The 25,438-nt window shown below is 73.7% G+C and carries 19 protein-coding genes and 1 riboswitch; of the genes, 16 read left to right on the top strand and 3 right to left on the bottom strand.

From position 1 onward, the window contains the following. Positions 1 to 106: 106 nt before the first annotated feature. The 3 genes from ACI79R_RS21520 to glgX all read right to left on the bottom strand — a co-directional run bounded on the left by ACI79R_RS21520 (position 107) and on the right by glgX (position 5,507). A complete protein-coding gene (locus tag ACI79R_RS21520) occupies positions 107 to 775 on the bottom strand; it encodes a transglycosylase family protein (RefSeq protein ID WP_456575717.1) in 669 nt (222 codons plus the stop codon). 5 nt (positions 776 to 780) lie between these two features. Then, positions 781 to 920, bottom strand: a riboswitch (cyclic di-AMP (ydaO/yuaA leader). 139 nt (positions 921 to 1,059) lie between these two features. After that, positions 1,060 to 3,405 carry a malto-oligosyltrehalose synthase gene (gene treY / locus ACI79R_RS21515; RefSeq protein WP_456575716.1) on the bottom strand — a complete coding sequence of 782 codons (2,346 nt, stop codon included), beginning with the start codon at positions 3,403 to 3,405 and terminating at the stop codon, positions 1,060 to 1,062. After that, positions 3,402 to 5,507: a glycogen debranching protein GlgX gene (glgX, locus tag ACI79R_RS21510; protein WP_456575715.1), complete on the bottom strand. Its 2,106-nt coding sequence runs from the start codon at positions 5,505 to 5,507 to the stop codon at positions 3,402 to 3,404. The genes treY and glgX overlap by 4 nt, the downstream gene beginning before the upstream one ends. 473 nt (positions 5,508 to 5,980) lie before the next feature. Here glgX and uvrB point away from each other — a divergent pair, with 473 nt between their 5' ends. The 16 genes from uvrB (at position 5,981) to ACI79R_RS21430 (ending at position 25,436) form a co-directional block, all read left to right on the top strand. After that, complete coding sequence (gene uvrB, locus ACI79R_RS21505) at positions 5,981 to 8,101, top strand: excinuclease ABC subunit UvrB (protein ID WP_456575714.1); 2,121 nt, start codon at positions 5,981 to 5,983, stop codon at positions 8,099 to 8,101. Between the two features lie 456 nt (positions 8,102 to 8,557). Continuing rightward, positions 8,558 to 9,712: a TerC family protein gene (locus tag ACI79R_RS21500; protein WP_456575713.1), complete on the top strand. Its 1,155-nt coding sequence runs from the start codon at positions 8,558 to 8,560 to the stop codon at positions 9,710 to 9,712. A 176-nt stretch (positions 9,713 to 9,888) separates the two neighbouring features. Next, positions 9,889 to 10,467, top strand: coding sequence for a TerD family protein (locus ACI79R_RS21495; RefSeq protein ID WP_456575712.1), 579 nt, complete (start codon positions 9,889 to 9,891; stop codon positions 10,465 to 10,467). A 95-nt stretch (positions 10,468 to 10,562) separates the two neighbouring features. After that, positions 10,563 to 11,738, top strand: a complete 1,176-nt coding sequence (locus tag ACI79R_RS21490) for a DUF475 domain-containing protein (protein WP_456575711.1) — start codon at positions 10,563 to 10,565, stop codon at positions 11,736 to 11,738. 30 nt (positions 11,739 to 11,768) lie between these two features. After that, on the top strand, positions 11,769 to 12,464 hold the full coding sequence (locus tag ACI79R_RS21485) for a TerD family protein (RefSeq protein WP_456575710.1): 696 nt from the start codon (positions 11,769 to 11,771) through the stop codon (positions 12,462 to 12,464). 69 nt (positions 12,465 to 12,533) lie between these two features. Continuing rightward, positions 12,534 to 13,970, top strand: coding sequence for a VWA domain-containing protein (locus ACI79R_RS21480; RefSeq protein WP_456575709.1), 1,437 nt, complete (start codon positions 12,534 to 12,536; stop codon positions 13,968 to 13,970). 146 nt (positions 13,971 to 14,116) lie between these two features. Then, positions 14,117 to 14,692 (top strand): TerD family protein, encoded by a 576-nt coding sequence (locus tag ACI79R_RS21475; protein ID WP_456575708.1) that lies wholly within the window; start codon positions 14,117 to 14,119, stop codon positions 14,690 to 14,692. A 160-nt stretch (positions 14,693 to 14,852) separates the two neighbouring features. Continuing rightward, positions 14,853 to 15,431 carry a TerD family protein gene (locus ACI79R_RS21470; protein WP_456575707.1) on the top strand — a complete coding sequence of 193 codons (579 nt, stop codon included), beginning with the start codon at positions 14,853 to 14,855 and terminating at the stop codon, positions 15,429 to 15,431. A gap of 20 nt (positions 15,432 to 15,451) precedes the next feature. Next, positions 15,452 to 16,678, top strand: a complete 1,227-nt coding sequence (locus tag ACI79R_RS21465; protein WP_456575706.1) for a toxic anion resistance protein — start codon at positions 15,452 to 15,454, stop codon at positions 16,676 to 16,678. A 59-nt stretch (positions 16,679 to 16,737) separates the two neighbouring features. Continuing rightward, entirely contained in the window at positions 16,738 to 17,226 is a 489-nt protein-coding gene (locus ACI79R_RS21460) for a hypothetical protein (RefSeq protein ID WP_456575705.1), read from the top strand. Positions 17,227 to 17,251: 25 nt separating this feature from the next. Beyond that, positions 17,252 to 17,815 (top strand): TerD family protein, encoded by a 564-nt coding sequence (locus tag ACI79R_RS21455; protein WP_456575704.1) that lies wholly within the window; start codon positions 17,252 to 17,254, stop codon positions 17,813 to 17,815. After that, positions 17,812 to 18,816, top strand: a complete 1,005-nt coding sequence (locus ACI79R_RS21450; protein ID WP_456575703.1) for a hypothetical protein — start codon at positions 17,812 to 17,814, stop codon at positions 18,814 to 18,816. Before ACI79R_RS21455 ends, ACI79R_RS21450 begins: the two co-directional genes overlap by 4 nt. A gap of 98 nt (positions 18,817 to 18,914) precedes the next feature. Further along, a complete protein-coding gene (locus tag ACI79R_RS21445; RefSeq protein WP_456575702.1) occupies positions 18,915 to 20,072 on the top strand; it encodes an HpcH/HpaI aldolase/citrate lyase family protein in 1,158 nt (385 codons plus the stop codon). Then, positions 20,069 to 22,642: a phosphoribosyltransferase gene (locus tag ACI79R_RS21440; protein WP_456575701.1), complete on the top strand. Its 2,574-nt coding sequence runs from the start codon at positions 20,069 to 20,071 to the stop codon at positions 22,640 to 22,642. The genes ACI79R_RS21445 and ACI79R_RS21440 overlap by 4 nt, the downstream gene beginning before the upstream one ends. Beyond that, positions 22,639 to 23,469 carry a hypothetical protein gene (locus ACI79R_RS21435; protein ID WP_456575700.1) on the top strand — a complete coding sequence of 277 codons (831 nt, stop codon included), beginning with the start codon at positions 22,639 to 22,641 and terminating at the stop codon, positions 23,467 to 23,469. The genes ACI79R_RS21440 and ACI79R_RS21435 overlap by 4 nt, the downstream gene beginning before the upstream one ends. A gap of 11 nt (positions 23,470 to 23,480) precedes the next feature. Further along, positions 23,481 to 25,436: a S9 family peptidase gene (locus ACI79R_RS21430; protein WP_456575699.1), complete on the top strand. Its 1,956-nt coding sequence runs from the start codon at positions 23,481 to 23,483 to the stop codon at positions 25,434 to 25,436. Positions 25,437 to 25,438: the final 2 nt, after the last annotated feature.

The raw sequence follows: 25,438 nt of genomic DNA, 5'->3' as shown, positions 1-25,438 counted from the left end.
ATGTTGGAGGGTGGGGGGTGCCTATTATATGCGCCGATCGGGGGCGACAAACGGGGCCGGGCGGGGGGGGGGGGCCCCGCGCCCCGCCCCCGCCCCGGGCGACCGGTCAGTACTGCAGCAGCTGACCGGGGTAGATCACGTGCGGGTTGCTGACGGTGTCGCGGTTCTGCGCGTAGAGGGCCTGCCAGCCGCCCTCGACGTGCAGCTTGCGGGCGATCTTCTTCAGCGTGTCGCCCCGCTGGACGGTGTAGGTCTCCTCGTCGTCGTCGACCGCCGGTGCGGGGGCCGGCGTGGCGACCGGAGCGGGCGCCGGCGCGGGGGCCGGGGCCGGGGCGGGGGCCGGAGCCGGCGCCGGGGCCGGAGCCGGGGACCCCAGGTTGACCGCCTCGGGGAGGCTCGGGTCGAGGTTGCGACCGCAGTTGTCCCAGGCGCCGGGGCCCTGGGCGTCGAGCGTGCGCTCGGCGACGGCGATCTGCTCCTCGCGGGTGGCCAGGTCGGCACGCGGGGCGTAGGCGAGGCCGCCGAACGCCTCCCAGGTGCCCTGCCGGAACTGCAGGCCGCCGTAGAAGCCGTTGCCGGTGTTGATGGCCCAGTTGCCGGTGGACTCGCACTGGGCGACGGCGTCCCAGTCGTTGGGCGAGGCGGCGGCGGCCGGGCCGGCCAGCATGCCGAGCGAGGCCGCGGCCGCGCCGGCGGTGAGGACGGTGTTGCGGGCGATCTTCGCGCCGCGCTGAGGGGAGGGCGCGCGGTGGCGACCGACATAGGACGTGCGCATGGATGTACTCCGATCCGCCGCCGGCGAGGTGAGCTGTCGGGTTCGGGACGATCGGTTCCCGGCCGCGGACGCGGCTTCACCCCCAGGCGCGGACGTGCCGCACCGAGTCGGGTCCCCCACCCCCGTCCTGGACTGTTCCAGAACAGACGGACGCCGACGGACGGGGTTGGGCGGATCGGCTCCGGCCTCGATACCGGACGATCGAGTGCCGCTAGAAGATAACGGTTAGGTCACGACACGTCCACCCCCACCCCCGGGGCCCCGCAGGGCCCCGGGGGCAGCGGTCAGCTGTCCCGGACGAGCAGCGCGACCGGCAGCCGGGCGAGCAGCGGACCGACGGCCAGGCCGCCCGAGTCGCTGACCAGCCGCTCCCCGGTGAACAGGTCGCGCCAGGCGCCGGTGGGCAGTTCCAGGGCGGTGTCGCCCCAGCCGGTGCCGGCCAGCGCCACCGGCAGCCGCGTGGCAACGGTCACCGCGCCGCCGCGGTCGAAGGCGACGACGTGCCCGGCGGCGGGGCCGGTGGCGGTCAGCGGCGTGTAGCCGGTGAACAGCTCCGGGGTGTCCCGCCGGGCCCGCAGGGCGCGCGAGACGACGAGCAGCTTGGCCGCCCCCGTCTCGTCGACGCCGGGCACCCAGCCCTCGTCCAGCCGGGCGAGCAGCCGGCGGCGCAGGTCGTAGTCGACCGGCCGCCGGTTGTCGGGGTCGACCAGCGAGTGGTCCCACAGCTCGGTGCCCTGGTAGACGTCGGGGACGCCGGGCATCGTCAGCTGCAGGAGCTTCTGCGACAGCGAGTTCGACCAGCCCGCCGGCGCGATCCGCGCGACGAACGCGGCGATCTCGTCGCGGGTCCGCTCGTCGTCGAAGGCGGCGTCGACCAGCGCGTGCAGCTGCGCCTCGAACTCCTCGTCCTGGTCGGTCCAGGTGGTGGAGGTGCCCGCCTCGCGGGCGGCCTTCTCGGCGAAGGCGTGCGCCCGCTCCCGGGATAGCGGCCAGGCGCCGACCAGGTTCTGCCAGACCAGGTGGGCCATCGGCCGGTCGGCCAGCGGGTGCCGCGCCAGCAGCCCGCGCACCAGCCCGGACCACTCGGTCGGCAGCTCGGCGAGCACCGCCAGCCGGGCGCGGGTGTCCTCGCTGCGCTTGGTGTCGTGGGTCGACAGCGTGGTCATCGACTGCGGCTTGACCGCCAGCCGGTGCACCTGCGCGGCGTGGAACTCCTCGACGGTCCGGCCGAAGTGCGCCGGGTCGCCGCCCACCTCGTTGAGCATGGTGAACCGCGCCCACCGGTAGTAGGCGCTGTCCTCGACGCCCTTGGCCATGACCGGGCCGCTGGTCTGCTCGAACCGGGTCGCCGCCTCGGTGCCGGCGGTGGCCAGCACCGGGTGCAGCGCGTCGAGCGCGGCCACCAGGTCGGGACGGCGGTCGCGCACCGCGGCCACCGTGGCGTCCAGGTGCTCGCGGCCGTCGGGCAGGTAGCTGCGGTACACGGGGAAGGAGGCCAGCAGCTCGGCCAGCGCCTCGGTCTGCTGCTCGCGGTCCACGCCCGGCAGGTCGCCGATCACCCGCACCAGCCGCGCGACCTCCGAGCCGAGGATCCCGTCGGTGACCTCGCGCTTGCAGTCGTGCACCAGCCGCGCGTAGTCGACCTCGCCTCCGGCCAGCTCGGTGTCCAGCGCGGTGAGCGCCCCCTCGCCGGCCGGGTCGACCAGCACGCCGTCCACCTCGGCGAGCGCGTCGTAGCCGGTGGTGCCGGCCGCCCGCCAGCTGTCCGGCAGCTCCTCGCCGGGCTCGAGGATCTTCTCGACGACCGTCCAGCGGCCGCCGGAGGCCTCGGCCAGCCGGTCCAGGTAGCCCTTGGGGTCGGCCAGGCCGTCGGGGTGGTCGATCCGCAGCCCGTCCACCGCTCCCTCGCGGACGAGGTCGAGCACCAGCCGATGGGTGGCCTCGAAGATCTCCGGGTCCTCGGCGCGCAGCCCCGCGAGGGTGTTGATCGCGAAGAACCGGCGGTAGTTGAGGTCGGTGTCGGCCCGCCGCCAGTCGACCAGCTCGTAGTGCTGGCGGGCGTGCACCTCCTGCGGGGTGCCCTCCTCCGTGCCGGGAGCCAGCGGGAAGCGGTTGTCGTAGTACCGCAGCTCCCCGCCTGTGCTGCCCTCACCCGCCCCGCCGACGACCTCCAGCTTCTCGACGTCGTCGGCCGACCCCAGCACGGGCAGCCGCACCTTGCCCCCGCCGAAGTCCCAGTCGATGTCGAAGGCGCCGGCGTGCACGCTGTCGCGCCCGTGCTGGAGCACGTCCCACCACCACGGGGCCTCGGCCGGGTCGGCCACCCCCATGTGGTTGGGCACCAGGTCGAGCACCAGCCCGAGCCCGGCGGCGTGCAGCGCCTCGACCAGCCGGTCGAAGCCCTCCCGGCCGCCGCGGGACTCGTCGATGTGCGCGTGGTCGACGGTGTCGTAGCCGTGCGTGCTGCCCGCCGCCGACCGCAGCAGCGGGGAGGCGTAGGCGTGGGTCACGCCGAGGCCGGCCAGGTAGTCGGCGATCCGCGCGCCGTCGCCGAGCGTGTAGTCGGCGGTGAACTGCAGGCGGTAGGTCGCCCCCGGCACGTCCCGGCGGCGGTCGGTGCCCCCGGTCACGGCGCGGCGTGCAGGACGACGGTGGCGCGGGCCTCGACGGTGAGCGTGTCGCCGGCCTTGACGGTCACGGGCTCGACCGCGCCGAGCTCGGCGGTGTCGACCACGACGGTCCAGCCCTCGGCGTACTCGCCGGGAGGCAGGGTGAACTCGATCGGCTCGTGGTGGGCGTTGAACAGCAGGTAGAAGCAGTCGTCGACGACGTCCTCCCCGCGCTCGTCGGTCTCGCGGATGCCGTGGCCGTTGAGGTACATGGCCAGCGACTTGGCGAAGCCGGCGTCCCAGTCCTCGTCGGACATCAGCTCCCCGGCGGGGGTGAACCAGGCGACGTCCTGCACCGGGTCGCCCTCCTCGCGGCGCACCGGCCGGCCGTGGAAGAACCGCCGGCGCCGGAACGTCGGGTGGTCGGTGCGCAGCTTGGTGACCAGCTTGGTGAACTCCAGCAGGCCCTGGTCGACGTTCTCCCAGTCGATCCAGGTGAGCTCGGAGTCCTGGCAGTAGCCGTTGTTGTTGCCGCTCTGGCTGCGCCCGAGCTCGTCGCCGTGCAGCAGCATCGGCACGCCCTGGCTGAGCATCAGCGTGGCGATGAAGTTGCGCCGCTGGCGGGCGCGCAGCGTCAGGATCTCCGGGTCGTCGGTCTCGCCCTCGACCCCGCAGTTCCAGCTGCGGTTGTGGCTCTCGCCGTCGTTGTTGCCCTCGCCGTTGGCCTCGTTGTGCTTCTCGTTGTAGGAGACGAGGTCGTTGAGGGTGAACCCGTCGTGCGCGGTGACGAAGTTGATGCTGGCCACCGGGCGCCGGCCGGAGTGCTTGTAGAGGTCGGCCGAGCCGGAGATGCGGCTGGCGAACTCGCCGATGGTGGCGTCCTCGCCGCGCCAGAAGTCGCGGACGGTGTCGCGGTACTTGCCGTTCCACTCGGTCCACAGCGCGGGGAAGTTGCCCACCTGGTAGCCGCCATCGCCGACGTCCCACGGCTCGGCGATCAGCTTCACCTGGCTGACGATCGGGTCCTGGTGCACCAGGTCGAAGAAGGCGCTCAGCCGGTCGACCTCGTGGAACTGCCGGGCCAGGGTGGAGGCGAGGTCGAAGCGGAAGCCGTCGACGTGCATCTCGGTGACCCAGTAGCGCAGCGAGTCCATGATCAGCTGCAGCGACTGCGGATGCCGGACGTTGAGCGAGTTCCCGGTGCCCGTGGTGTCCATGTAGTACTGCTCGTCGCCCTCGACGAGGCGGTAGTACGCCTGGTTGTCGATGCCCTTGAACGACAGCGTCGGGCCCATGTGGTTGCCCTCGGCGGTGTGGTTGTAGACGACGTCGAGGATGACCTCGATGCCCGCCTCGTGCAGGGCGCGGACCATGCCCTTGAACTCCTGCACCTGCTGGCCGTCGCTGGCCTGGGCGTACTCGTTGTGCGGGGCGAAGAAGCCGATCGTGTTGTAGCCCCAGTAGTTGCGCAGCCCCTTCTGCAGCAGGGTGTCGTCCTGCACGAACTGGTGCACCGGCATGAGCTCGATCGCGGTGATGCCGAGGTCCTGCAGGTGCTCGATGACCGCGGGGTGCGCGATGCCCGCGTACGTGCCGCGCAGCTCCTCGGGGATGCGCGGATGGGTCATCGTCAGGCCCTTGACGTGGGCCTCGTAGATGACGGTCTTGTTGTACGGCGTCTTCGGCGGGCGGTCGACGCCCCAGTCGAAGTACGGGTTGACGACGACGGACTTCGGCATGTGCGCCGCGGAGTCGTCGTCGTTGCGCTCGCCGGAACCGAACCGGTACCCGAAGCACGCCTCGTCCCAGTCGATGGAGCCGTCGATGGCCTTGGCGTAGGGGTCGAGCAGCAGCTTGTTCGGGTTGCAGCGCAACCCCTTCTCCGGCTCGTACGGGCCGTGCACGCGGAAGCCGTAGCGCTGTCCGGGCTGCACGCCCGGGAGGAAGGCGTGCCAGACGTAGCCGTCCATCTCGGGGAGCCGGATGCGCTCCTCGTTGCCGGCCTCGTCGAACAGGCAGAGCTCGATCTTCTCGGCGACCTCGCTGAAGATCGCGAAGTTGGTGCCGGTGCCGTCGTAGGTGGCACCGAGCGGATAGGCGCTGCCAGGCCAGACCTGGGTCATCGTGGGGGTTCCTCCTGCGCTGGCGCCCCCGGGGGCTTCGGGGGCCGGTGGCCTCCCCGCCGGGGCCGTCGGAGGGGAGGTCGGTGCACGTGGTGCTCCAGGCCCCCCGTTGCCCCCGACGGGGCGCCGCCACACCTGGACGGCGGCGGGACGGCAGGAGAGATCGCTCACCGGCTTCCTCCGGACGCGACGACGCCCCCCACGGCGGGGCCGCGGGGGGCGTCGTGCGCAGGTCGGGGCGGTCCCGGGGCCGTCCGGACGGACGCCGTGGGCGCCGAACCGGGGTCCGACCTCGCCCGGCGCGGCCGGGTGGCGCTGGTCCCCGGTCGGGACCGCTCCTGCGACACGGCACGGTAGGGGGAGGGCGGTACGGGGACAAGTACCGGGGGTGCCCGGCCCGCGCGGCGCCGTCCCACCGGGCACGGACGTCGCAGCGGCGCCGTCCTGTCACACCCCCGTCGTACCGTCGTCCCGTGCGAGCGAAGACCGACCTGAAGCGACCCACCCGCGGGCGGTTCCGCGTGGTCAGCGAGTTCGAGCCCTCGGGCGACCAGCCGGCGGCGATCAAGGCGCTGGCCGAGCGGGTCAACGCCGGCGAGCAGGACGTCGTCCTGCTCGGTGCCACCGGCACCGGCAAGTCGGCCACCACCGCCTGGCTCGTGGAGCAGGTCCAGCGGCCCACGCTGGTGATGGCCCCGAACAAGACGCTCGCCGCCCAGCTGGCCAACGAGTTCCGCGAGCTGTTCCCGGACAACGCCGTCGAGTACTTCGTCAGCTACTACGACTACTACCAGCCCGAGGCCTACGTCCCCCAGACCGACACCTACATCGAGAAGGACTCCTCGATCAACGAGGAGGTCGAGCGGCTGCGGCACTCGGCGACCAACAGCCTGTTCACCCGGCGCGACGTGATCGTGGTGGCCACCGTCTCCTGCATCTACGGCCTCGGCACGCCGGAGGAGTACGTCGAGCGCGCGCTGAAGATCAAGGTGGGGGAGGAGCGCGACCGCGACGAGCTGCTGCGCACCCTGGTCACCGAGCAGTACACGCGCAACGACCTGTCCTTCACCCGCGGCACCTTCCGGGTCCGGGGCGACACGATCGAGGTCTTCCCGGTCTACGAGGAGCTCGCCGTCCGGATCGAGATGTTCGGCGACGAGGTCGAGCGGCTGTACTACCTCCACCCGCTGACCGGCGAGGTGGTGCGCGAGGTCGACGAGCTGTTCGTCTTCCCGGCCACCCACTACGCGGCCGGGCCGGAGCGGATGGAGCGGGCGATCGCCTCGATCGAGGCGGAGCTGGAGACGCGGCTGGCGGAGCTGGAGCGCCAGGGCAAGCTGCTGGAGGCCCAGCGGCTGCGCATGCGCACCACCTACGACATCGAGATGATGCGCCAGGTCGGGTTCTGCTCCGGCATCGAGAACTACTCGCGGCACATCGACGGCCGCGCCCCCGGCAGCGCCGGCTCCTGTCTGCTCGACTACTTCCCCGACGACTTCCTGCTCGTCATCGACGAGTCGCACGTCACCGTGCCGCAGATCGGCGGCATGTACGAGGGCGACATGAGCCGCAAGCGCACGCTGGTCGAGCACGGCTTCCGGCTGCCCTCGGCGATGGACAACCGCCCGCTGAAGTGGGAGGAGTTCACCGAGCGCATCGGCCAGACGGTGTACCTGTCTGCCACCCCGGGCCCCTACGAGCTGGGCCGCACCGGCGGCGAGTTCGTCGAGCAGGTCATCCGGCCGACCGGCCTGGTCGACCCCGAGGTCGTGGTCAAGCCGACCAAGGGCCAGATCGACGACCTCGTGCACGAGATCCGGCTGCGCACCGAGAAGGACGAGCGCGTCCTGGTCACCACGCTCACCAAGAAGATGGCCGAGGACCTCACCGACTACCTGCTCGAGATGGGCATCAAGGTGCGGTACCTGCACTCGGAGGTCGACACCCTGCGCCGGGTGGAGCTGCTGCGCGAGCTGCGCCAGGGCGAGTACGACGTGCTGGTCGGCATCAACCTGCTCCGCGAGGGCCTCGACCTCCCCGAGGTCTCCCTGGTGGCGATCCTCGACGCCGACAAGGAGGGCTTCCTCCGGTCGGGCACCTCGCTGATCCAGACGATCGGCCGCGCGGCGCGCAACGTCTCCGGGCAGGTGCACATGTACGCCGACAAGATCACCCCCTCGATGGCCACGGCCATCGAGGAGACCAACCGCCGCCGCGAGAAGCAGATCGCCTACAACCGCGAGCGCGGCATCGATCCGCAGCCGCTGCGGAAGAAGATCGTCGACATCCTCGACGGCATCTACCGCGAGGCCGAGGACGCCGGCAGCGGCGGCGAGCTGCTCGGCGGCTCGGGCCGCCAGCAGTCCCGCGGCAAGTCGCCGGTGCCCGGGCTGTCGTCGAAGAAGGCCGGCAAGGCCGGGTCGATCGACGTCCAGGGGCTGCCGCGCAACGAGCTGGCCGATCTCATCCAGCAGATGAACGACCAGATGCTGGCCGCCGCCCGCGAGCTGCAGTTCGAGGTGGCCGCCCGGCTGCGCGACGAGCTGCAGGAGCTGAAGAAGGAGCTGCGGCAGTTCGACGCCGCGCACGCCTGACAGGAGCCCCGTGCCCCCCCCTTCGCGGAGGAGACCTACCCGTGGGGGGACGCGGAGCTGGTCGGCACGGCGTTCGCCTCCATCGGCCGGTACGGGTGGAACAGCGTCGACCGGACCGGTCCGGTGCCCGACGACGAGGTCCGCGAGCTGGTCGGCGCCTCCGACGACGCGATCGTCAGGGCACCGCCCGAGCGGCTGCGGCCGGCCTGAACCGTCGCTCCTCGGCGTTCCGGGAACTCAGCGGCGGCGCCGCTCGTTCCACCCCTTCGAGACCGCCTGACCCGACGGCCCCGCTGTCGCGCGTCCGGGTGGCTTCACCGTGGAGGGGAGTATCCCTGCGCGGCAGTGTCGTCAACACGGGGTCCGATGGCCCCCGGCGCTGCCGGCCACCGGCTCCGGGCCCGTGGCGGGAGAGACCTCCGGCAACGACACCTGCCTGTCGACCGGAGGAACTGCATGGACGTCCCGCTCTGGATCTGGGCCATCACGATCGTCGCGATCGTGGGCATGATCGCCTTCGACTTCATCGGTCACGTGCGGACACCGCACGCCCCCACCCTCAAGGAGTCGGCGACCTGGTCGGCGGTCTACGTCGGCATCGCCGTCGTCTTCGGCCTGCTCGTCTGGTGGTTCGCCGGTGGCACCTACGGCGGTGAGTACTTCGCCGGCTTCATCACCGAGAAGAGCCTGTCGGTCGACAACCTCTTCGTCTTCGTCCTGATCATGGCGAGCTTCGCGGTGCCCCGGGAGCTGCAGCAGAAGGTGCTGCTGTTCGGCATCGCCTTCGCGCTGGTCCTGCGCACCGTCTTCATCTTCATCGGCGCCGCGGCCATCGAGAACTTCAGCTGGATCTTCTACCTCTTCGGGGCCTTCCTCCTGTACACCGCCTGGGCGCAGGCCCGCAGCGGCGGCCACGACGACGACGAGGAGTTCAAGGAGAACGCGGTCCTCCGGCTGACCCGCCGGGTCCTGCCGACCACCGAGGACTACCACTCCGACCGGCTCACCACGAAGATCAGCGGCAAGCGGCACATCACGCCGCTGTTCATCGCCCTGATCGCCATCGGCAGCGCCGACATCCTCTTCGCGGTCGACTCGATCCCGGCGATCTTCGGCCTGACCCAGGAGACCTACCTGGTGTTCACGGCCAACGCCTTCGCGCTGCTCGGCCTCCGCCAGCTGTTCTTCCTGCTCGACGGCCTGCTCGACCGGCTGGTGTACCTGGCCTACGGCCTGGCCGTCATCCTCGGCTTCATCGGGGTCAAGCTGGTCATCCACGCGCTGCACACCAACGAGCTGCCGTTCATCAACGGCGGCGAGCACGTCACCGCGATCCCGGAGATCCCGACCTGGCTGTCGCTCACCGTCATCCTGGTGACCCTGCTGGTGACCACCGTGGCGAGCCTGGCGAAGAACCGCCGGACCGCGGCCGTCGCCCAGGCCGGCCACCCGCGGGCCGGCGAGCCCGGCGCCGACGAGGAGGGCCGCCACGTCGCGGCCCCGGGGGTGCAGCAGGTCTCCACGACGGGCTCCGCGACCGGAACGGCCGACGGGCCGCCCGAGCCGCGGCGGGCCGCGGTGGAGTCACCGCGGACCCCGCCGTCGTCCTGACCGGCGCAGACGCGTCCCCTCGGCGGCCGTCGGTCCCTCGAGGACGCGGCGAGCCGCCGAGCGGGACACTCCGCAGGCCACGGCCGGGCCGTTAGTCTGCGGATCGCTCCGAGCCCACGTCCGGGCCGGAGTTCGGGGGCGGGTCGCCGGCGACCCGGGCGAGGAGGAGCGCACACGTGAGCGTCAGTCTGTCCAAGGGTGGCAACGTCTCCCTCAGCAAGCAGGCCCCCGGCCTGACCGCCGTCCTCGTGGGCCTGGGCTGGGACGCCCGGTCGACCACCGGTGCGGACTTCGACCTGGACGCGTCGGCGCTGATGCTGGGCGAGGACGGCAAGATCCTGTCGGACTCGCACTTCGTCTTCTTCAACAACCTGCAGAGCCCCGACGGCTCCGTGGAGCACACCGGCGACAACCTCACCGGTGAGGGCGAGGGCGACGACGAGGCGATCAGGGTCGACCTCGCCGCCGTCCCGGCCGAGTGCCAGAAGATCGTCTTCCCGGTCAGCATCTACGACGCCGAGTCCCGTGGGCAGAGCTTCGGGCAGGTCCGCAACGCCTTCATCCGCGTGGTGAACCAGGCCGGTGGCGCCGAGATCACCCGGTACGACCTCTCCGAGGATGCCTCCACCGAGACCGCCATGATCTTCGGCGAGCTCTACCGCAACGCCGGGGAGTGGAAGTTCCGCGCGGTGGGGCAGGGCTACGCTTCGGGGCTGAGTGGCATCGCGAAGGACTTCGGCGTCAACGTCGGCTGACCGCCGGCGGGGCGCCGCGGCCGGAGCCGGCACCCGCACCCCGGGTCCGCCGCCGCGGTGCCCCGTCCGTCGAACCCCGCACCCCAAGGACTCACGTGATCCTGCGAACCTTCGGCTGGTCCTTCGGGGTCACCATCGCCAGCCTCGTCGCCGCCTTCCTGTACGGCAGCTGGGAGGCGCTGCTGCTCTGCGCCATCCTCGGCGTGCTCGAGGTCTCCCTGTCGTTCGACAACGCCGTGGTGAACGCCAAGGTGCTCGAGCGGATGAGCGAGTTCTGGCAGCGCATCTTCCTCACCATCGGCATCCTCATCGCCGTCTTCGGCATGCGGCTGGTCTTCCCGCTGCTGATCGTCGGCCTCACCGCGAACCTCGGCCCGATCGAGGCGGTCGACCTCGCGCTGGAGGGCGGTGACCCCGAGGAGCCGGGCACCTACGGGTACCTCCTCAACGAGGCGCACCCGCTGATCGCCTCCTTCGGCGGCATGTTCCTGCTGATGCTCTTCCTCGACTGGCTGTTCGAGGAGCGCGACATCACCTGGCTGAGCTGGCTGGAGCGCCCGCTGGCCCGGATCGGCAAGCTCGACGCGCTGGCCGTCATCGTCGCCGCCGTCTCGCTCGTGCTCGCCGCCGAGTTCCTGGCCGAGGAGGACGTGCGGACCTCGGTGCTGATCTCCGGGATCCTCGGCCTGGTCACCTACCTCGCCGTCAACGGGCTGGGCTCGCTGTTCGAGTCCAGCGGGCTCGCCGACGACGAGGACGCCCCGGCCGACGGCGAGGAGACGCCGCGGCCGCCGGCCGGGCGCACGGAGAAGGGCGCCGTGGCGACCGAGACCCGCACCGGTGGGCCCACCCAGCTGGCCAAGGCCACCGGCAAGGCCGGCTTCTTCCTGTTCCTGTACCTCGAGGTGCTCGACGCCTCGTTCAGCTTCGACGGCGTCATCGGCGCCTTCGCGATCACGTCGGACCCGATCATCATCGCCCTCGGCCTCGGCCTGATCGGCGCGATGTTCGTCCGCTCGATCACCGTCTACCTGGTCCGCCAGGGGACGCTGGCGCAGTACGTGTACCTGGAGCACGGCGCGCACTGGGCCATCGGTGCCCTCGCCGCCATCCTGCTGCTGAGCCTGGAGTGGCACATCCCCGAGCTGATCACCGGCCTGATCGGGGTGGTCTTCATCGGCGCGGCGTTCGCCGCCTCGATCGTCCGGCGCCGCCGGGGTGACGTCGAGGACATCCACATCGGGGAGTCGCACGCACCTGAGCGGGTCTGACCCACCCACCGACGAGGAGAACCGGAGAGCATGGGGATCGACTACACCAAGCGGCCGTCCAGCGGTGGCGGGGCACAGCAGCCGGCCGGTGCGCCGGTGAACCTCGGCAAGGTCACGCTGACCAAGAGCGCCCCCAGCGTGTCGCTCACCAAGGGCGGCGGTGCCTCCGGTGAGCTGCGGGTCAACCTGAACTGGAACGCGCGGCCGGCGCAGCAGCAGGGCGGGGGGTTCTTCCGGAAGCTGGCCGGCGCCGCGCAGGGGAACATCGACCTGGACCTCGCCTGCCTCTACGAGTTCGCCGACGGGTCCAAGGGCGTCGTCCAGGCGCTGGGCAACTCGTTCGCCTCCCGGAACGCGGGCAGGCCGATCATCACGCTGGACGGTGACGACCGGTCGGGCACGAACACGACCGGGGAGAACCTGCGGATCGACCTGTCCCGGCTGCCCGAGATCCGCCGGATCCTGGTGTTCACCTTCATCTACGAGGGTGTGCCCAACTGGGCGGCGGCCGACGGCGTCGTCACGCTGTACCCGTCCGCGGGCGCGCCGATCGAGGTCCGGCTCGACGAGTCGCACCCCGACGCCCGCATGTGCGCTATCGCGCTGCTCACCAACAGCGGCAACGACCTGACGGTCAACCGCGAGATCCGCTACATCCCCGGCGGGCACCGCCTGCTCGACCAGGCCTACGGCTGGGGCATGCAGTGGACGGCCGGCAGCAAATGACCTGCCCGTCGCGCTGACCCGCGCGCGCCGCACTGGCGTGCGCAGGTCGGCTCGACTACCAACGGAGGCGTGACCACCACACTCGTCCCCGGCGGCAACATCGGGCTGGCGCAGGCAGGGCTGGGCGGCGAGATCGTCGTCACCCTGGCCTGGGCGCCCGCTCCCGGCACCGACATGGACCTCTCGGCGCTGCTGTGCGGCCCGGGCGGGAAGGTCCGCAGCGACGAGGACTTCGTCTTCTACAACCAGCCGGTCGGCGGCGAGGGGGCCGTCCGGCACCTGGGCAAGTCCTCCCGGCCGGGGGCGGTCACCGACCGGCTGCGGATCGACCCCGCCGGCCTGCCGGGCGACGTCGACCGGGTGGTCATCGCGGCCTCGCTCGACGGCGCCGGCACCTTCGGCGCGCTGAGCGGGCTCGCGGTCGAGGTGGCCGCGACACCGGAGGCGCCGCCGGCGGTGCGGTGCGACCTGACGGCCGGCCCCGAGACCGCGCTGGTGTTCGCGGAGGTGTACCGCCGCAACGGCGAGTGGAAGGTCCGCGCGGTCGGCCAGGGCTACACGAACGGGCTTGCGGGCCTCGCCACCGACCACGGCGTCACCGTCGACGACCCGGCGCCGGCGGCACCCCAGCCCGCCCCGGCGCCGCCGGCCGCACCGCCGTCGCCGCAGCAGTGGGCGCCCCCGACCGGCGCGCCGCTGGCCGGGCCGCCGCCGGGTGGACCGGCGCCGGGTGGGCCGCCGATCAGCCTGGAGAAGAAGCGCCTGGTCGACCTGGAGAAGAAGCTCAGCACCCAGTCGCCGCAGATGCTCTCGCTGGTCAAGACCGCCGGCGTGAGCCTCGAGAAGCGGGGCCTGGCCGAGCACACCGCCCGGGTCGCCCTCGTGCTCGACATCTCCGGCTCGATGAGCGGCCTGTACCGCTCGGGTGCGGTGCAGCGGCTGGCCGAGCGGGTCCTGGCCCTGGGGCTGCGCTTCGACGACGACGGCGTCGTCGACGTGTTCCTGTTCGGCAAGGAGGTGCACCAGCCGCCGGGCCTGCGCCTGGAGGGCCACCAGCAGTACATCGCGGAGCTGACCAGCCGGTACCGGCTGGAGTACGACACCCGGTACGGCGCGGCGATGTCCGCCGTCCGCCGGCACTACTTCGGGGCCAGCCAGGACCGGTCGGAGCCCCTGCCGGACCGCCTGCCGGTCTACGTCATGTTCCTGACCGACGGCGCGCCCAGCGACAAGGCGGTGGCGACCAAGCAGATCAGGGCGGCGTCGTACGAACCGGTCTTCTGGCAGTTCATGGGCATCGGCTCGCCGCGCGAGTTCTCCTACCTGCAGCGACTGGACGACCTGGGCAACCGCTACACCGACAACGCGGACTTCTTCTCGGTGACCGAGAAGGACCTCGTCGGGCGGCAGGCCATCAGCGACGACGCGCTGTTCGACCGGCTGATGAACGAGTACCCCGGCTGGCTCCAGCGGGCGCGCGCCCAGCGACTGCTGCTGCCGCGCTGACCCGGGCCGCAGCGCCGCCCCGGCTCCGCCGCCGGGCGCTCGGGACCCACCCGGGACGCCCGGCCACATACGATGCCGGTCAGGGCCGCGTGCGGCCGCGACGACACCGACGCCGGGCGCTGGCGCCCGCGGGGATGGAGGAAGCTGTGGGAGTCAGCCTCACCAAGGGCGGCAACGTCTCGCTCACCAAGGAGGCCCCGGGCCTCCGGGCGGTCACCGTCGGCCTGGGCTGGGACGCCCGCACGACCGACGGCCGGCCCTTCGACCTCGACGCGTCGGCGATCGGCTGCGGGCCGGACGGCAAGGTCTCCTCCGACCAGCACTTCGTCTTCTTCAACAACCTGCGCAGCCCCGACGGCGCCATCGAGCACAGCGGCGACAACGTGACCGGCGAGGGCGCGGGCGACGACGAGCAGATCAAGGTCGACCTCGCCGGCGCCCCGGCCGACCTCGACCGGGTCGTCTTCCCCGTCTCGATCTACGAGGCCGAGACCCGCGGGCAGAACTTCGGCCAGGTCCGCAACGCCTACATCCGCGTCGTCAACCAGGCCGACAACGCCGAGATCGCCCGGTACGACCTCTCCGAGGACGCCTCCACCGAGACCGCGATGGTGTTCGGCGAGCTCTACCGCAACGGCGCGGAGTGGAAGTTCCGGGCCGTCGGGCAGGGCTACTCGTCCGGCCTCGCGGGCATCGCGCGCGACTTCGGCGTCAACGTCTGACCGTCGTCGTCCGCGGGTGCGGACGACGCGGAACCGGAACGAGTGAGTTCCTCGCCCCTGCCGGGGTGAGCTGGTTGCATGAGCCCGAGGGTCGCGAGGGCGCCGGGTGACGGCTGCCCGGCGCCCCGCCGGTCGACCGAGCGAGAGGAAGCGGGACGCGATGAGCGTGAACCTCAGCAAGGGCCAGAAGGTCTCGCTGGCCAAGAACGACGGCGGGGCGCTGACCCGCGTCCGCATGGGTCTGGGCTGGGACGCGGTGAAGAAGAAGGGCTTCTTCGGCGGGTTGAAGGACCAGTCGGTCGACCTGGACGCCTCGGCGCTGCTGTTCGACGCCTCCGGTCAGCTGGTCGACCAGGTCTGGTTCCAGCAGCTGCGCAGCAAGGACGGCGCGGTCCAGCACACCGGGGACAACCTCACCGGCGCCGGCGAGGGCGACGACGAGTCCATCCGCGTGGACCTCTCCCGCCTGCCGGCGACCGTCGCCTCGATCGTCTTCACCGTCAACTCGTTCACCGGGCAGGACTTCTCGCAGATCGAGAACGCCTTCTGCCGGCTGGTCGACGAGACCACCGAGGCCGAGATCGCCCGGTACACCCTGAGTGGCTCCGGCCGACACAACGCCCAGATCATGGCCAAGGTGAGCCGGGACGGTGCAGGCTGGTCGATGACCGCCCTCGGCATCGCAGCCACCGGCCGCACGTTCCGCGACCTGCTGCCCGCCATGGCCAGCGCGCTCTGAACCAGGAGGACCGTTCCGCCATGTCCGAGCTCGACCTCGGCTCCACCTCCGCTCCGCCCACGACCGCCGCGGCCCCGCCGGCCACGAGCGGTGCGCTCGTCCTCGCGCCGCCGCAGCCGGTCGTCGTCGTGGCGCCCGAGCAGGCGGCCGGCGCCGTCCCCCTGGAGGACGCCAAGACCGTCGAGCTGCGCACCAAGGCGGAGGCGTTCGTCAGCGAGCTGGTGTCGCTGGACACCCGGTCGCCGGAGTTCGCGCAGAAGGTCGGCTCGATCACCTCGATGGGCGACCGGGAGATGCAGGCGTCGGCCTCGGTCTCCAACCGGATGCTGGAGCGCCCGGCCGCGGCCATGGGCAAGGGCGGCAAGGCCGACGCGCAGACCCGGGTGTCCAACACCCTGGTCGACCTGCGGCGCACGGTGACCGACCTGGACCCGAAGGGCGCCGACCTCACCGGCGTCAAGAAGATCCTCAAGTGGCTGCCCGGCGGCGACAAGATCGACCGGTACTTCGACAAGTACCGCTCGGCCCAGTCGCACCTCGACGCGATCATCAAGGCGCTGGCCTCCGGTCAGGACGAGCTGCGCAAGGACAACGCGGCGATCGAGACCGAGAAGGCCAACATGTGGCAGCTCATGGGCAAGCTGCGCGAGTACAACGAGCTCGCCGCCGCCCTCGACGCCGCGCTCGAGCAGAAGGTGGCCGAGTTCGAGGCGGCCGGCCGCACGGAGGACGCCAACACCGTCCGCGCCGACGCGCTGTTCCCGGTCCGCCAGCGGCGGCAGGACATCCAGACCCAGATGGCCGTGGCGGTGCAGGGCTACATGGCCCTCGACCTCATCCGGCGCAACAACCTCGAGCTGATCCGCGGCGTCGACCGGGCGCAGACCACGACGATCGCCGCCCTGCGCACCGCCGTCATCGTGTCCCAGGCGCTGAGCCGGCAGAAGCTGGTCCTCGACCAGATCAACGCGCTGAACACGGTCACCAGCAACCTGATCGAGTCCACCTCGCAGCAGCTGCGCATCCAGGGTGCGCAGATCAACGAGCAGGCCTCGAGCTCGACCATCCAGGTCGAGAAGCTGCAGGCCGCGTTCGACAACGTGTTCGCCACCATGGACGCCGTCGACACCTTCCGCGCGCAGGCGGTCGATTCGATGGCCCAGACCATCCAGGCGCTCGAGGGCCAGATCCAGCGGGCCCAGCCCTACCTGGAGCGCACCCGCCGGAACGAGCTCAGCGGGGGGTGACGTCGGGAGCGGTGGGCCGGCGCCCGCCGGCGGCTCTCGACGGATGAGGAGGAACAGCGGTGCCGTGGTTTCGGAGGGCCTCGTCCCCGCCGGTCGTCCCGCCGGCGCTGGACGAGGACGCCGCCGACCGGCCCGAGGCGCTGGCGGCGGCGATCGCCGACGTCGTCCGGCTGGTGAACGCCTCGGCCGGGCGGCTGCCGACGGCGGCCGTGGTCGCCGCGCGGCGGATCACCGACGTGCTCGCCGACGTGGTGGCCACCTCGGAGGTGCGCCCGCTGGACATCCACGCGGTCATCTCGGTGCGGGCCATGGCGACCGACTACCTGCCCACGACCGTGCGGACCTGGCTCGCGGTGGACGAGTCGCTCGTCGACGTGCCGCGGGCGTCGGGCCGCACCCCGCGGCAGTCCCTCATCGAGCAGCTCGACGCCCTGGAGGGCGCGGCCCTCGCCGTGCTGGAGGCCAGCCGGCAGCAGGACGTCGACGGGCTCATGACCCAGGGCAGCTTCCTGCGCACGAAGTTCACCCGTTCCGACCTGGACATCTAGGCACGACCGAGGATGGATCGCTGACATGCCACCCATGAGGCGCGGCGCCAACGTCGCGTTGACCCGGGAGATCCCCGGCCTGCGGGGGCTCGTCGTCGGCGTGTCCTGGAACCCCGGGGCCGAGCGGGTGCTGGAGGACAACCTGGTCCTCGCCGCCGTGCTCTGCGACGACCGCGGCAAGGCGCCGTCGCCCGAGCACTTCGTGTTCTTCAACCAGCTGGCCTCCCCCGACGAGTCGGTCAGCCAGGTGGAGACCGCGCTCGCCGGCGACCGGGAGCAGATCGAGATCGACCTGCCGGACGTCCCGGCCGGCATCGCCCGGATCGTCGTCGTGGTCTACCTCAACGAGGGGACGGCGCAGCGCCGCACCCTCGGCCAGCTCCGGGAGATCACCGTGGTCGCCCGGGAGGCCGGCAGCAACCGCGAGCTGGTCCGCTCCGAGGACCTCGCGCCCCCGCTGAGCACCGAGACCGCGCTGGTCCTGGCCGAGGTCTACCGCTACAGCGGCGACTGGAAGTTCAAGGTCGTCGGGGAGGGCTACGCCAGCGGGATCGCCGGCATCGCCGCCGACTACGGCCTGCCGCTGTGATCGCTGCCGACCCCTCCTCGGCGCGGCCCCGCACCGACCTGCCCTGGCTGCGGCACCGCGGCCGGCGCCGCGCACCGGCCGCACCACCCCCGCCGCCTCCGGCCGCGCGACCGCTGACCCCGCCGTCCTCCAGCACGTCGCTGGACCTCTCCGGCCCGTCGACGCCCCCGGCTCCGCCCGCGGCACCTCGACCGGCACCTCGTCCGGCACCTCGTCCGGCGCCGACGTCGTCGCTGGACCTGGGCGGCCCGCCGGCGCCGGCCGTTCCGCCGCCGGCTCCGGGATCGTCCTCGCTGGACCTGGGCGGCCCGCCGCCGGCCGTTCCGCCGCCGGCTCCGGGATCGTCCTCGCTGGACCTGGGCGGCCCGCCGCCGGCGCCCGTCCCCGCCACCCCCGCCGCCGGCCGCGCGCCGGCACCGGTGCACCGGCCCCCGGTGCGGGTGGAGCCCGGCGGCCGGGAGATCCTCACGCCGCGCAACCCGACGGTGACGCTCAACCGGCTCCAGTCGGGCATCGGGACGCTGACCGTCGACGCGGTGTGCTCGCCGGCGGTCGGCGACCTGCGGCTGGGCGCCCTGTACCAGCTCGCCGACGAGACCTCCTCGCTGGTGCGCGCGGCCCGCGGGGTGCCGGTGGCGCCGCCCGGCTCCCGGCGGCCGGTGATCCGCGGCTCGCACGAGGAGCACGAGCGGCTGACGGTCGACCTGCGCCAGGCCCGGTCGCTGGAGCGGCTGCTGGTCTACGCCTTCTCCGACTCCGGTGCGGAGCTGGCCTGGGGCGGGACCCTGCGGATCACGACCTTCGGGAGAGCCCGGATCGAGATCCCGATGGACGTCGGCCGCCACGCCGGCCCGGTGGCGCTGCTGTCGCTGTACGCCGTCGACGGCGAGTTCGTCCTCCGCGCCGAGCTCGAGAGGATCGCCGGCGCGGCGCGCGAGGTGGCGCGCAGCTACGGCTACGACCGCATCACCTGGGCGGACGACGAGACACCGCTGCTGTGAGGCCCCGGGCGCCCCCGGGTTAGCGTGCCCCCGACAGCCCGGCCGTCCGCGGCGTGCGCCCTCACCGAGACCACGGTGACCCACCGACGAGGTACCCCATGCGCCACTTCGACCACTTCTCCGCCGAGGACGAGCAGCGCCTGTTCGCGCTGGCGCCCGAGCCGTTCACGAGGGACGACGCCACCGCCGTCCTCGCGCCGGCGCTCGGGGCGACGCTCTACTGCCCGGCGACGCGGCCCGCGCTGGCCAAGGACATCGCCCGCCAGCGGGCCGCCGGGGTGATGAGCGTCGTCGTCTGCCTGGAGGACTCGGTGGCCGACCAGGACCTCGAGGACGCCGAGCGCAACGCGGTCGGCCAGCTGCGCGACCTCGCCGCCCTGGACCTCGACGGCCCCCTGGTGTTCGTGCGCGTGCGCAACCCCGCCCAGCTCACCGCCGTGGCGGCGGCGCTGGGGGAGGACCTGTCGGTGCTGACCGGCTTCGTGCTGCCCAAGTTCACCCCGCGCACCGGGCCGGCCTTCCTCGCCGCGCTCGAGGAGGCCTCGGCCACGGCCGGCCGGATGCTGCGGGCCATGCCCGTGCTCGAGTCGCCCGAGCTGGCCTACGCCGAGTCCCGGACCACCCTGCTCCTCGAGCTGCGGGACCTCCTCGACCGGCACCGGGACCAGGTGCTGGCCGTCCGCATCGGGGCGACCGACCTCTCCGGGGCCTACGGGCTGCGGCGCAGCCGCGAGCTCACCGTCTACGACGTCCGGGTGATCGCCGACGCGATCTCCGGCATCGTCAACGTCTTCGGCCGCGCCGACGGCTCCGGCCACGTCGTCACCGGGCCGGTGTGGGAGTACTTCCCGAGCCCGGAGCGGATCTTCAAGCCGCAGCTGCGCCAGTCGCCCTTCGACGAGCACCGGGAGCGGTCGCTGCGGGCGGAGCTGCTCGCCCACGACCTGGACGGCCTGCTCCGCGAGGTCGTGCTCGACCGGGCCAACGGGCTGTCGGGCAAGACCGTCGTCCACCCCTCGCACGTGGCCGCCGTCCACGCCCTGTCGGTCGTGACGCACGAGGAGTACCGGGACGCCCTCGACGTCCTCGGCCGGACCGACGGCGGTGCCGCGGCGTCGGCCTACCGCAACAAGATGAACGAGGCCAAACCGCACGCGGCCTGGGCCACCCGGGTCGTGGGGCGGGCACGGGCGTTCGGCGTGGCCCGCCCGACGACGTCGTTCGTCGACCTGCTCAGCGCCGGGCTGGCCGCGTGAGCGACCGCTGGTCCGAGCCGCCGGGCCGGCCGTGGAGCGGCCGCTGGGTGGCCGACCGGCTGGACGTCGAGCTGGTCACCGAGAGCGGGGTCGGCGGCCTGCGCGTCGAGGACCTGGTCGGCATGGCGCTCCGCCGCAACCCCCGCCGCGCGCACCTGCTGGTCAGCCGCGTCCTGGGCAAGCACGTGCCGGTCGACCCGCGGCTGGTGCTCGGCGCCGGCCGGCTGCTGGGCGCGCTGGTCGCCGACCGGCTGGCCGGGGTCGAGGCCGGCGGCATCGGGGAGGACGGCGGCAAGCTCCTCGCCGCGGCCCTGACCGGCGCCGACCCCGCCGCGGCCGCCGAGCTGCTCGCCCTGTGCGACCAGAAGCGCGCGTCCGGCACCGTCCCGGACGCGCTCGTGCTCGGCTTCGCCGAGACCGCCACCGGCCTCGGGGGTGCGGTCGCCGACGCCCTGCCGGCCGACTCCCTGGTCTCCACCCGCCGGGCGGTGCCCGGCGCCGTCCCCGCGGGCGCCTTCGAGGAGAGCCACTCGCACGCCACGAGCCACCTGCTGCTCCCGGAGGACCCCGACCTGCTCGCCCGGCCCCGGCCGCTGGTCCTCGTGGACGACGAGCTCTCGACCGGGAACACGGTCATGGACACCGTCCGGGCCGTGCAGCGGCTCGGCCCGCGCGAGCGCTACGTCGTCGCCACCCTGGTCGACCTGCGGTCGGGCGAGGACCGGGCGCGGCTGGACCGGTTCGCGCGGGACGCCGGGGTCCGGATCGACGTCGTCGCCCTGGTGACCGGCCGGGTCCGGCTGCCCGCCGACGTGCTGGCCCGCGGCCAGGCACTGGTCGCCGCGGCCGGCACCGCACCCGCACCGGCACCGCTGCCGACGCCGGGGACGGTGCGCGAGTCGGCGGTCGCCTGGCCGCGCGGCGTGCGCGAGAGCGCCCGGCACGGGCGGGCCGCCGCGGAGCTGCCCGCGTTCGACGACGCCGTCCGGTCCGTCGCCCGGGAGCTGGCCGCCGAGCTCCCGGTGGCCGCCGGCGGCCGGGTGCTCGTGCTGGGCACCGAGGAGCTCATGCACCTGCCGGTGCGCATCGGCGCGGAGCTGGCCGGGCTGCTGGCCGGGCGCGGGGCAGAGGTGCTGGTCAGCAGCACCACCCGCTCCCCGGTGCTGGCGGTGGACGACCCCGGGTACGCCATCCGCACCGCGCTGACCTTCCCCAGCAGCGACCGTCCGGTCGACGGTCCGGGCCCCCGCCACGCCTACAACGTCGCCCCGCCGTCCGGAGAGGCCCCCTTCGACGCCGCCGTGCTGGTGGTCGACGACGACGGGCGCCGGTGGGGCCGGAGCGAGGAGCGGCTGCCCGACCGGCTGGCCGCGACGGTCGCCGGTCCGGTGGTCGTCCTGACCGTGCCCAGCGCCCGGCCACGGGATGCCTTTCCCGCGCCGCTGCGCGGACCGGAGTTCGGCTCCTACGCCCCCGACGAGGTGGCCTGGCTGCTGACCGACCTGTCGTCGGTCGCCCTGGAGGCGCCGGTCGAGGAGCGCGAGGAGGCCGTGCAGTCCGGCGCCGCGCACTACGCCGAGTCGCTGCCGGTGGAGTACCAGCCCGACCGCGAGTACCAGGAGCTGTTCGCCGCGGCGCTGCGGTCGGGGGCCGGCGCGCTCGCGCACGCCGTCGGGCTGGTCACCGAGCTGGTGCTGGCCGAGCGGGAGCGCCCCCCGGTGCTGGTGTCTCTGGCCCGGGCCGGCACCCCGATCGGCATCCTCATGCGCCGCTGGGCCGCGGCCGTGCACGGCCTGGACCTGCCGCACGCCGCGGTCTCCATCGTCCGGGGCCGCGGCATCGACCAGGTCGCGCTCGGCTGGCTGGCCGCCCACCACGACCCGGCGTCGGTGGTCTTCGTCGACGGCTGGACGGGCAAGGGCGCGATCAGCCGCGAGCTGACCGCGGCCCTCCGCGAGGCGAACACCGCGCTGGGCCTCGCGCCCGGACGCGGCTTCCGGGACGACCTCGCGGTGCTCGCCGACCCGGGCCGCTGCGCGTGGCTGTACGGCACGCGGGAGGACCTCCTGATCCCCTCGGCCTGCCTGAACTCCACGGTCTCCGGGCTGGTCTCGCGGACCGTGCTCAACGACGAGCTGATCGGTCCCGGGGACTTCCACGGCGCGAAGTACTACGCCGAGCTGGCCGGCGCGGACGTGTCGGGCACCTTCCTGGACACGGTGAGCGCCGGGTTCGCCGCCGTCCGCGACCGGGTCGCCGCCGACCTGCCGGCGCTGCGGGCCGCCGACCGCACCCCGGACTGGGCGGGCTGGGCGACGGTGGAGCGGCTGGCCCGGGAGTACGGCGTCGGCAGCGTCAACCTGGTCAAGCCGGGCGTGGGGGAGACGACGCGGGTGCTGCTGCGCCGGGTGCCCTGGCGGGTGCTGGTCCGCCGCGACGCCGTCCCCGACCTCGGGCACGTCCTCCTGCTCGCCGACCGGCGCGGCGCGACCGTCGAGTACGTCGACGACCTGACCTACTCCTGCGTCGGCATCGTCCGGCCGGGCTACACCCGTGGAGGAGCCGCGTGAGCGTCCTGATCGCCACCGACCTGGACCGCACGCTGATCTACTCCGCGGCCGCCGCGGGCCGGTCGACGGCCGACCTGGTCGTGGTCGAGCACCTCGACGGGCAGCCGATCTCCTACATGACGGCGACCGGGGTGCAGCTGCTCGCCGACCTCCTGGCCGAGCACCTCCTCGTCCCGGTGACCACCCGCACCCCGGCGCAGCTGGCCCGCGTGCGGCTGGCGGACGCGCCGCTGCCCTACGCCGTCGCCGCCAACGGGGGCGTGCTGCTCGTCGACGGCCGGCCCGACCCCGGCTGGGCCGCGCAGGTCCGCGCGGCGGTGGCCGGCGCGGCACCGGTCGACGAGGCGTTCGCCGTCCTCGACCGCGCGTGCGACGCGAGCTGGGCGAGGCCGACGCGGATCGCCGACGGGCTGTTCTGCTACCGGGTCGTCGACCGGGCGCGGCTGTCCGCCGAGGTGGTGGCCGGGCTGCAGGCCTGGGCGGACGGAGCCGGCTGGACGCTGTCCGTGCAGGGCCGCAAGGTCTACCTCGTCCCGCGGGCCCTCACCAAGTCCGCGGCGGTCGCCGAGGTGGCCCGGCGGGCCGGCACCGGGACGACGCTGGCGGCGGGGGACTCGCTCCTCGACATCGACCTGCTCGCCGCGGCCGACCTCGCCGTCCGCCCGGGGCACGGCGAGATCGCGGAGTCCGGCTGGTCGGCGCCCTGGGTCGACGTGCTGCCGTCCACCGGGATCGACGCGGGGGAGGACGTCCTCCGCTGGTTCGCCGCCCGCGGAGCCGCTGCCCTGGCCGGTGCCGTGGCGGAGGGGCCGGTGCCGCTCGGCTAGCGTCGGCGTCCGTGCGGCCGACCGACCTCGCTTCCCTGAGGACCCCAGGACCGCCCACCGTCTCCCCGGACGGGCGGATCGCCGTCGTCGCCGTCACCCGGCTGGACCTGGACGCCGACCGCTACCGCAGCCAGCTGTGGGCGGTGCCGACCGACGCCTCCGCGCCCGCCCGCCCGCTCACCTCGGGCGGCCGCGACACCGCACCGGCCTTCTCCCCGGACGGCCGCTGGCTGGCCTTCCTCGGCACTCCGGACGGCGGCCGGCCCCAGGTGCACGTGCTGCCCACCGCCGGCGGGGCGCCGCGCCGGCTCACCGACTGCCCGCTGGGCGCCGGCGCGCCGGTGTGGGCACCGGACTCCCGGCGGCTGGCGTGGGTCGCGCGCGTGCCCGAGCCGGGGCGGTACGGCACGGACCCGGACGTGCCGCCCGAGGCGGAGCCGCCGCGGCTGGTCACCACGCTGCGCTCCCGGCTGGACGGCGTGGGCACCGTGACCGACCGGCGCAGCCAGGTGTTCGTGCTGGAGCTCCCCGAGGACCTCGGGGACGACGGCGTCCCGGTGCCCGGACCGGTGCAGGTCACCGCCGGCGACGCGGACTGCGCCGACGTCGCCTGGTCGCCGGACGGCGGCGAGCTGGCCTTCGTCTCCGCCCGCCACCGGCGGGCCGACCGCGACCTGGTCGCCGACGTCTGGGCGGTCCGGCCGGACGGCACCGGGCTGCGGCGGGTCACCGACGGCCGCGGGCTGTGCAGCCGGCCGGCCTGGGATCCGGCCGGGACCGCGCTGTACGTCACCGCGGTGCCCGACCTCGGCTCCGACGGGCTGGACGTCGCGGGCCGGGGCGCCACGCTGTGCCGCGTGCCCGCGGACGGCGGCGCCCTCGAGCCGCTGCTCGACCCGGCCGCTGAGCACCGCGGCGACGAGACGCCGGGCACCGTCGTGACGCCCGAGGGGGTGCTGGTCGGCGTCCAGGTCCGCGGCGCGGTCGAGCTGCTGCGGGTGCCGCGCGACGGCGGCCCCCCGGACCGGCTGGTCGACGGGCCGTTCACGGTGCGCGGGATCGGTGCCGGGGGCGGCGTCGTCGTGGCCACCGTCGCGCACGACGGCTCGGCGGGGGAGCTGATCGCCATCACGCCCGGCCGGCGGCGGCTGCTCACCGGCTTCGGCCGGCGGCTCGCGGAGACCGGCCGGGTGCACCGCATGCGCGAGCGGACCGCGGCCCCGGCCGGCCGGCCGGTGCACGGCTGGGTGACCGTGCCGGACGGCCCCGGCCCCCATCCGGTGCTGCTGTACCTGCACGGCGGCCCCCTGGCCCAGTACGGCTGGGCGCTGCTGGACGAGGTGCAGCTGGCGGTCACTGCCGGGTACGCGGTCGTGCAGTGCAACCCCCGGGGCTCGTCGGGCTACGGGGAGGAGCACGCCCGCGCCGTCGCCGGCGCGTGGGGCGGCTGCGACGCCGACGACGTCCTCGCCTTCCTCGACGACACCCTGGCCGATCCGGCGCTCGACCTGGACGCCGGCCGGGTGGGCATCGCGGGCGGGTCCTACGGGGGGTACCTGACCGCGCTGCTGCTCACCCGGACCGACCGCTTCGCCGCCGCCGTCGTGGAGCGCGCGCTCACGGAGCCGTACAGCTTCGTCGGCACGTCCGACGTCGGCTGGTACGAGATGGAGCGGGCGTTCGGCCCGGACCCCGCGCGCTGGGCGGAGGCCAGCCCGCTGGCGCGCGCCGACCGCATCGTCACGCCCACGCTCGTCGTGCACGGCGAGGAGGACCTGCGCTGCCCGGTCGAGCAGGGCCGGCAGCTGTTCGTCGCGCTCACGCGGCGCGGCGTCCCGGCGGAGCTGCTGCTCTTCCCCGGCGAGGGGCACGAGCTGTCCCGCGCGGGCCGCCCGCGGCACCGGCTGGCCCGCTTCGAGCACCTGCTGCGCTGGTGGGACCGCTGGCTGCCGGTGGCGGCCGGCTGACC

It is taken from the genome of Blastococcus sp. SYSU D00820 (assembly GCF_054050695.1).
This window is presented reverse-complemented; position numbering and strand designations above follow the sequence as displayed.

Bases quoted from the DNA above. Each gene is read 5' to 3' on its own strand.
- ACI79R_RS21520 (WP_456575717.1), bottom strand. From the start codon at position 775: ATGCGCACGTCCTATGTCGGTCGCCACCGCGCGCCCTCCCCTCAGCGC.
- glgX (WP_456575715.1), bottom strand. From the start codon at position 5,507: ATGACCCAGGTCTGGCCTGGCAGCGCCTATCCGCTCGGTGCCACCTAC.
- ACI79R_RS21500 (WP_456575713.1), top strand. From the start codon at position 8,558: ATGGACGTCCCGCTCTGGATCTGGGCCATCACGATCGTCGCGATCGTG.
- ACI79R_RS21485 (WP_456575710.1), top strand. From the start codon at position 11,769: ATGGGGATCGACTACACCAAGCGGCCGTCCAGCGGTGGCGGGGCACAG.
- ACI79R_RS21470 (WP_456575707.1), top strand. From the start codon at position 14,853: ATGAGCGTGAACCTCAGCAAGGGCCAGAAGGTCTCGCTGGCCAAGAAC.
- ACI79R_RS21465 (WP_456575706.1), top strand. From the start codon at position 15,452: ATGTCCGAGCTCGACCTCGGCTCCACCTCCGCTCCGCCCACGACCGCC.
- ACI79R_RS21455 (WP_456575704.1), top strand. From the start codon at position 17,252: ATGCCACCCATGAGGCGCGGCGCCAACGTCGCGTTGACCCGGGAGATC.
- ACI79R_RS21445 (WP_456575702.1), top strand. From the start codon at position 18,915: ATGCGCCACTTCGACCACTTCTCCGCCGAGGACGAGCAGCGCCTGTTC.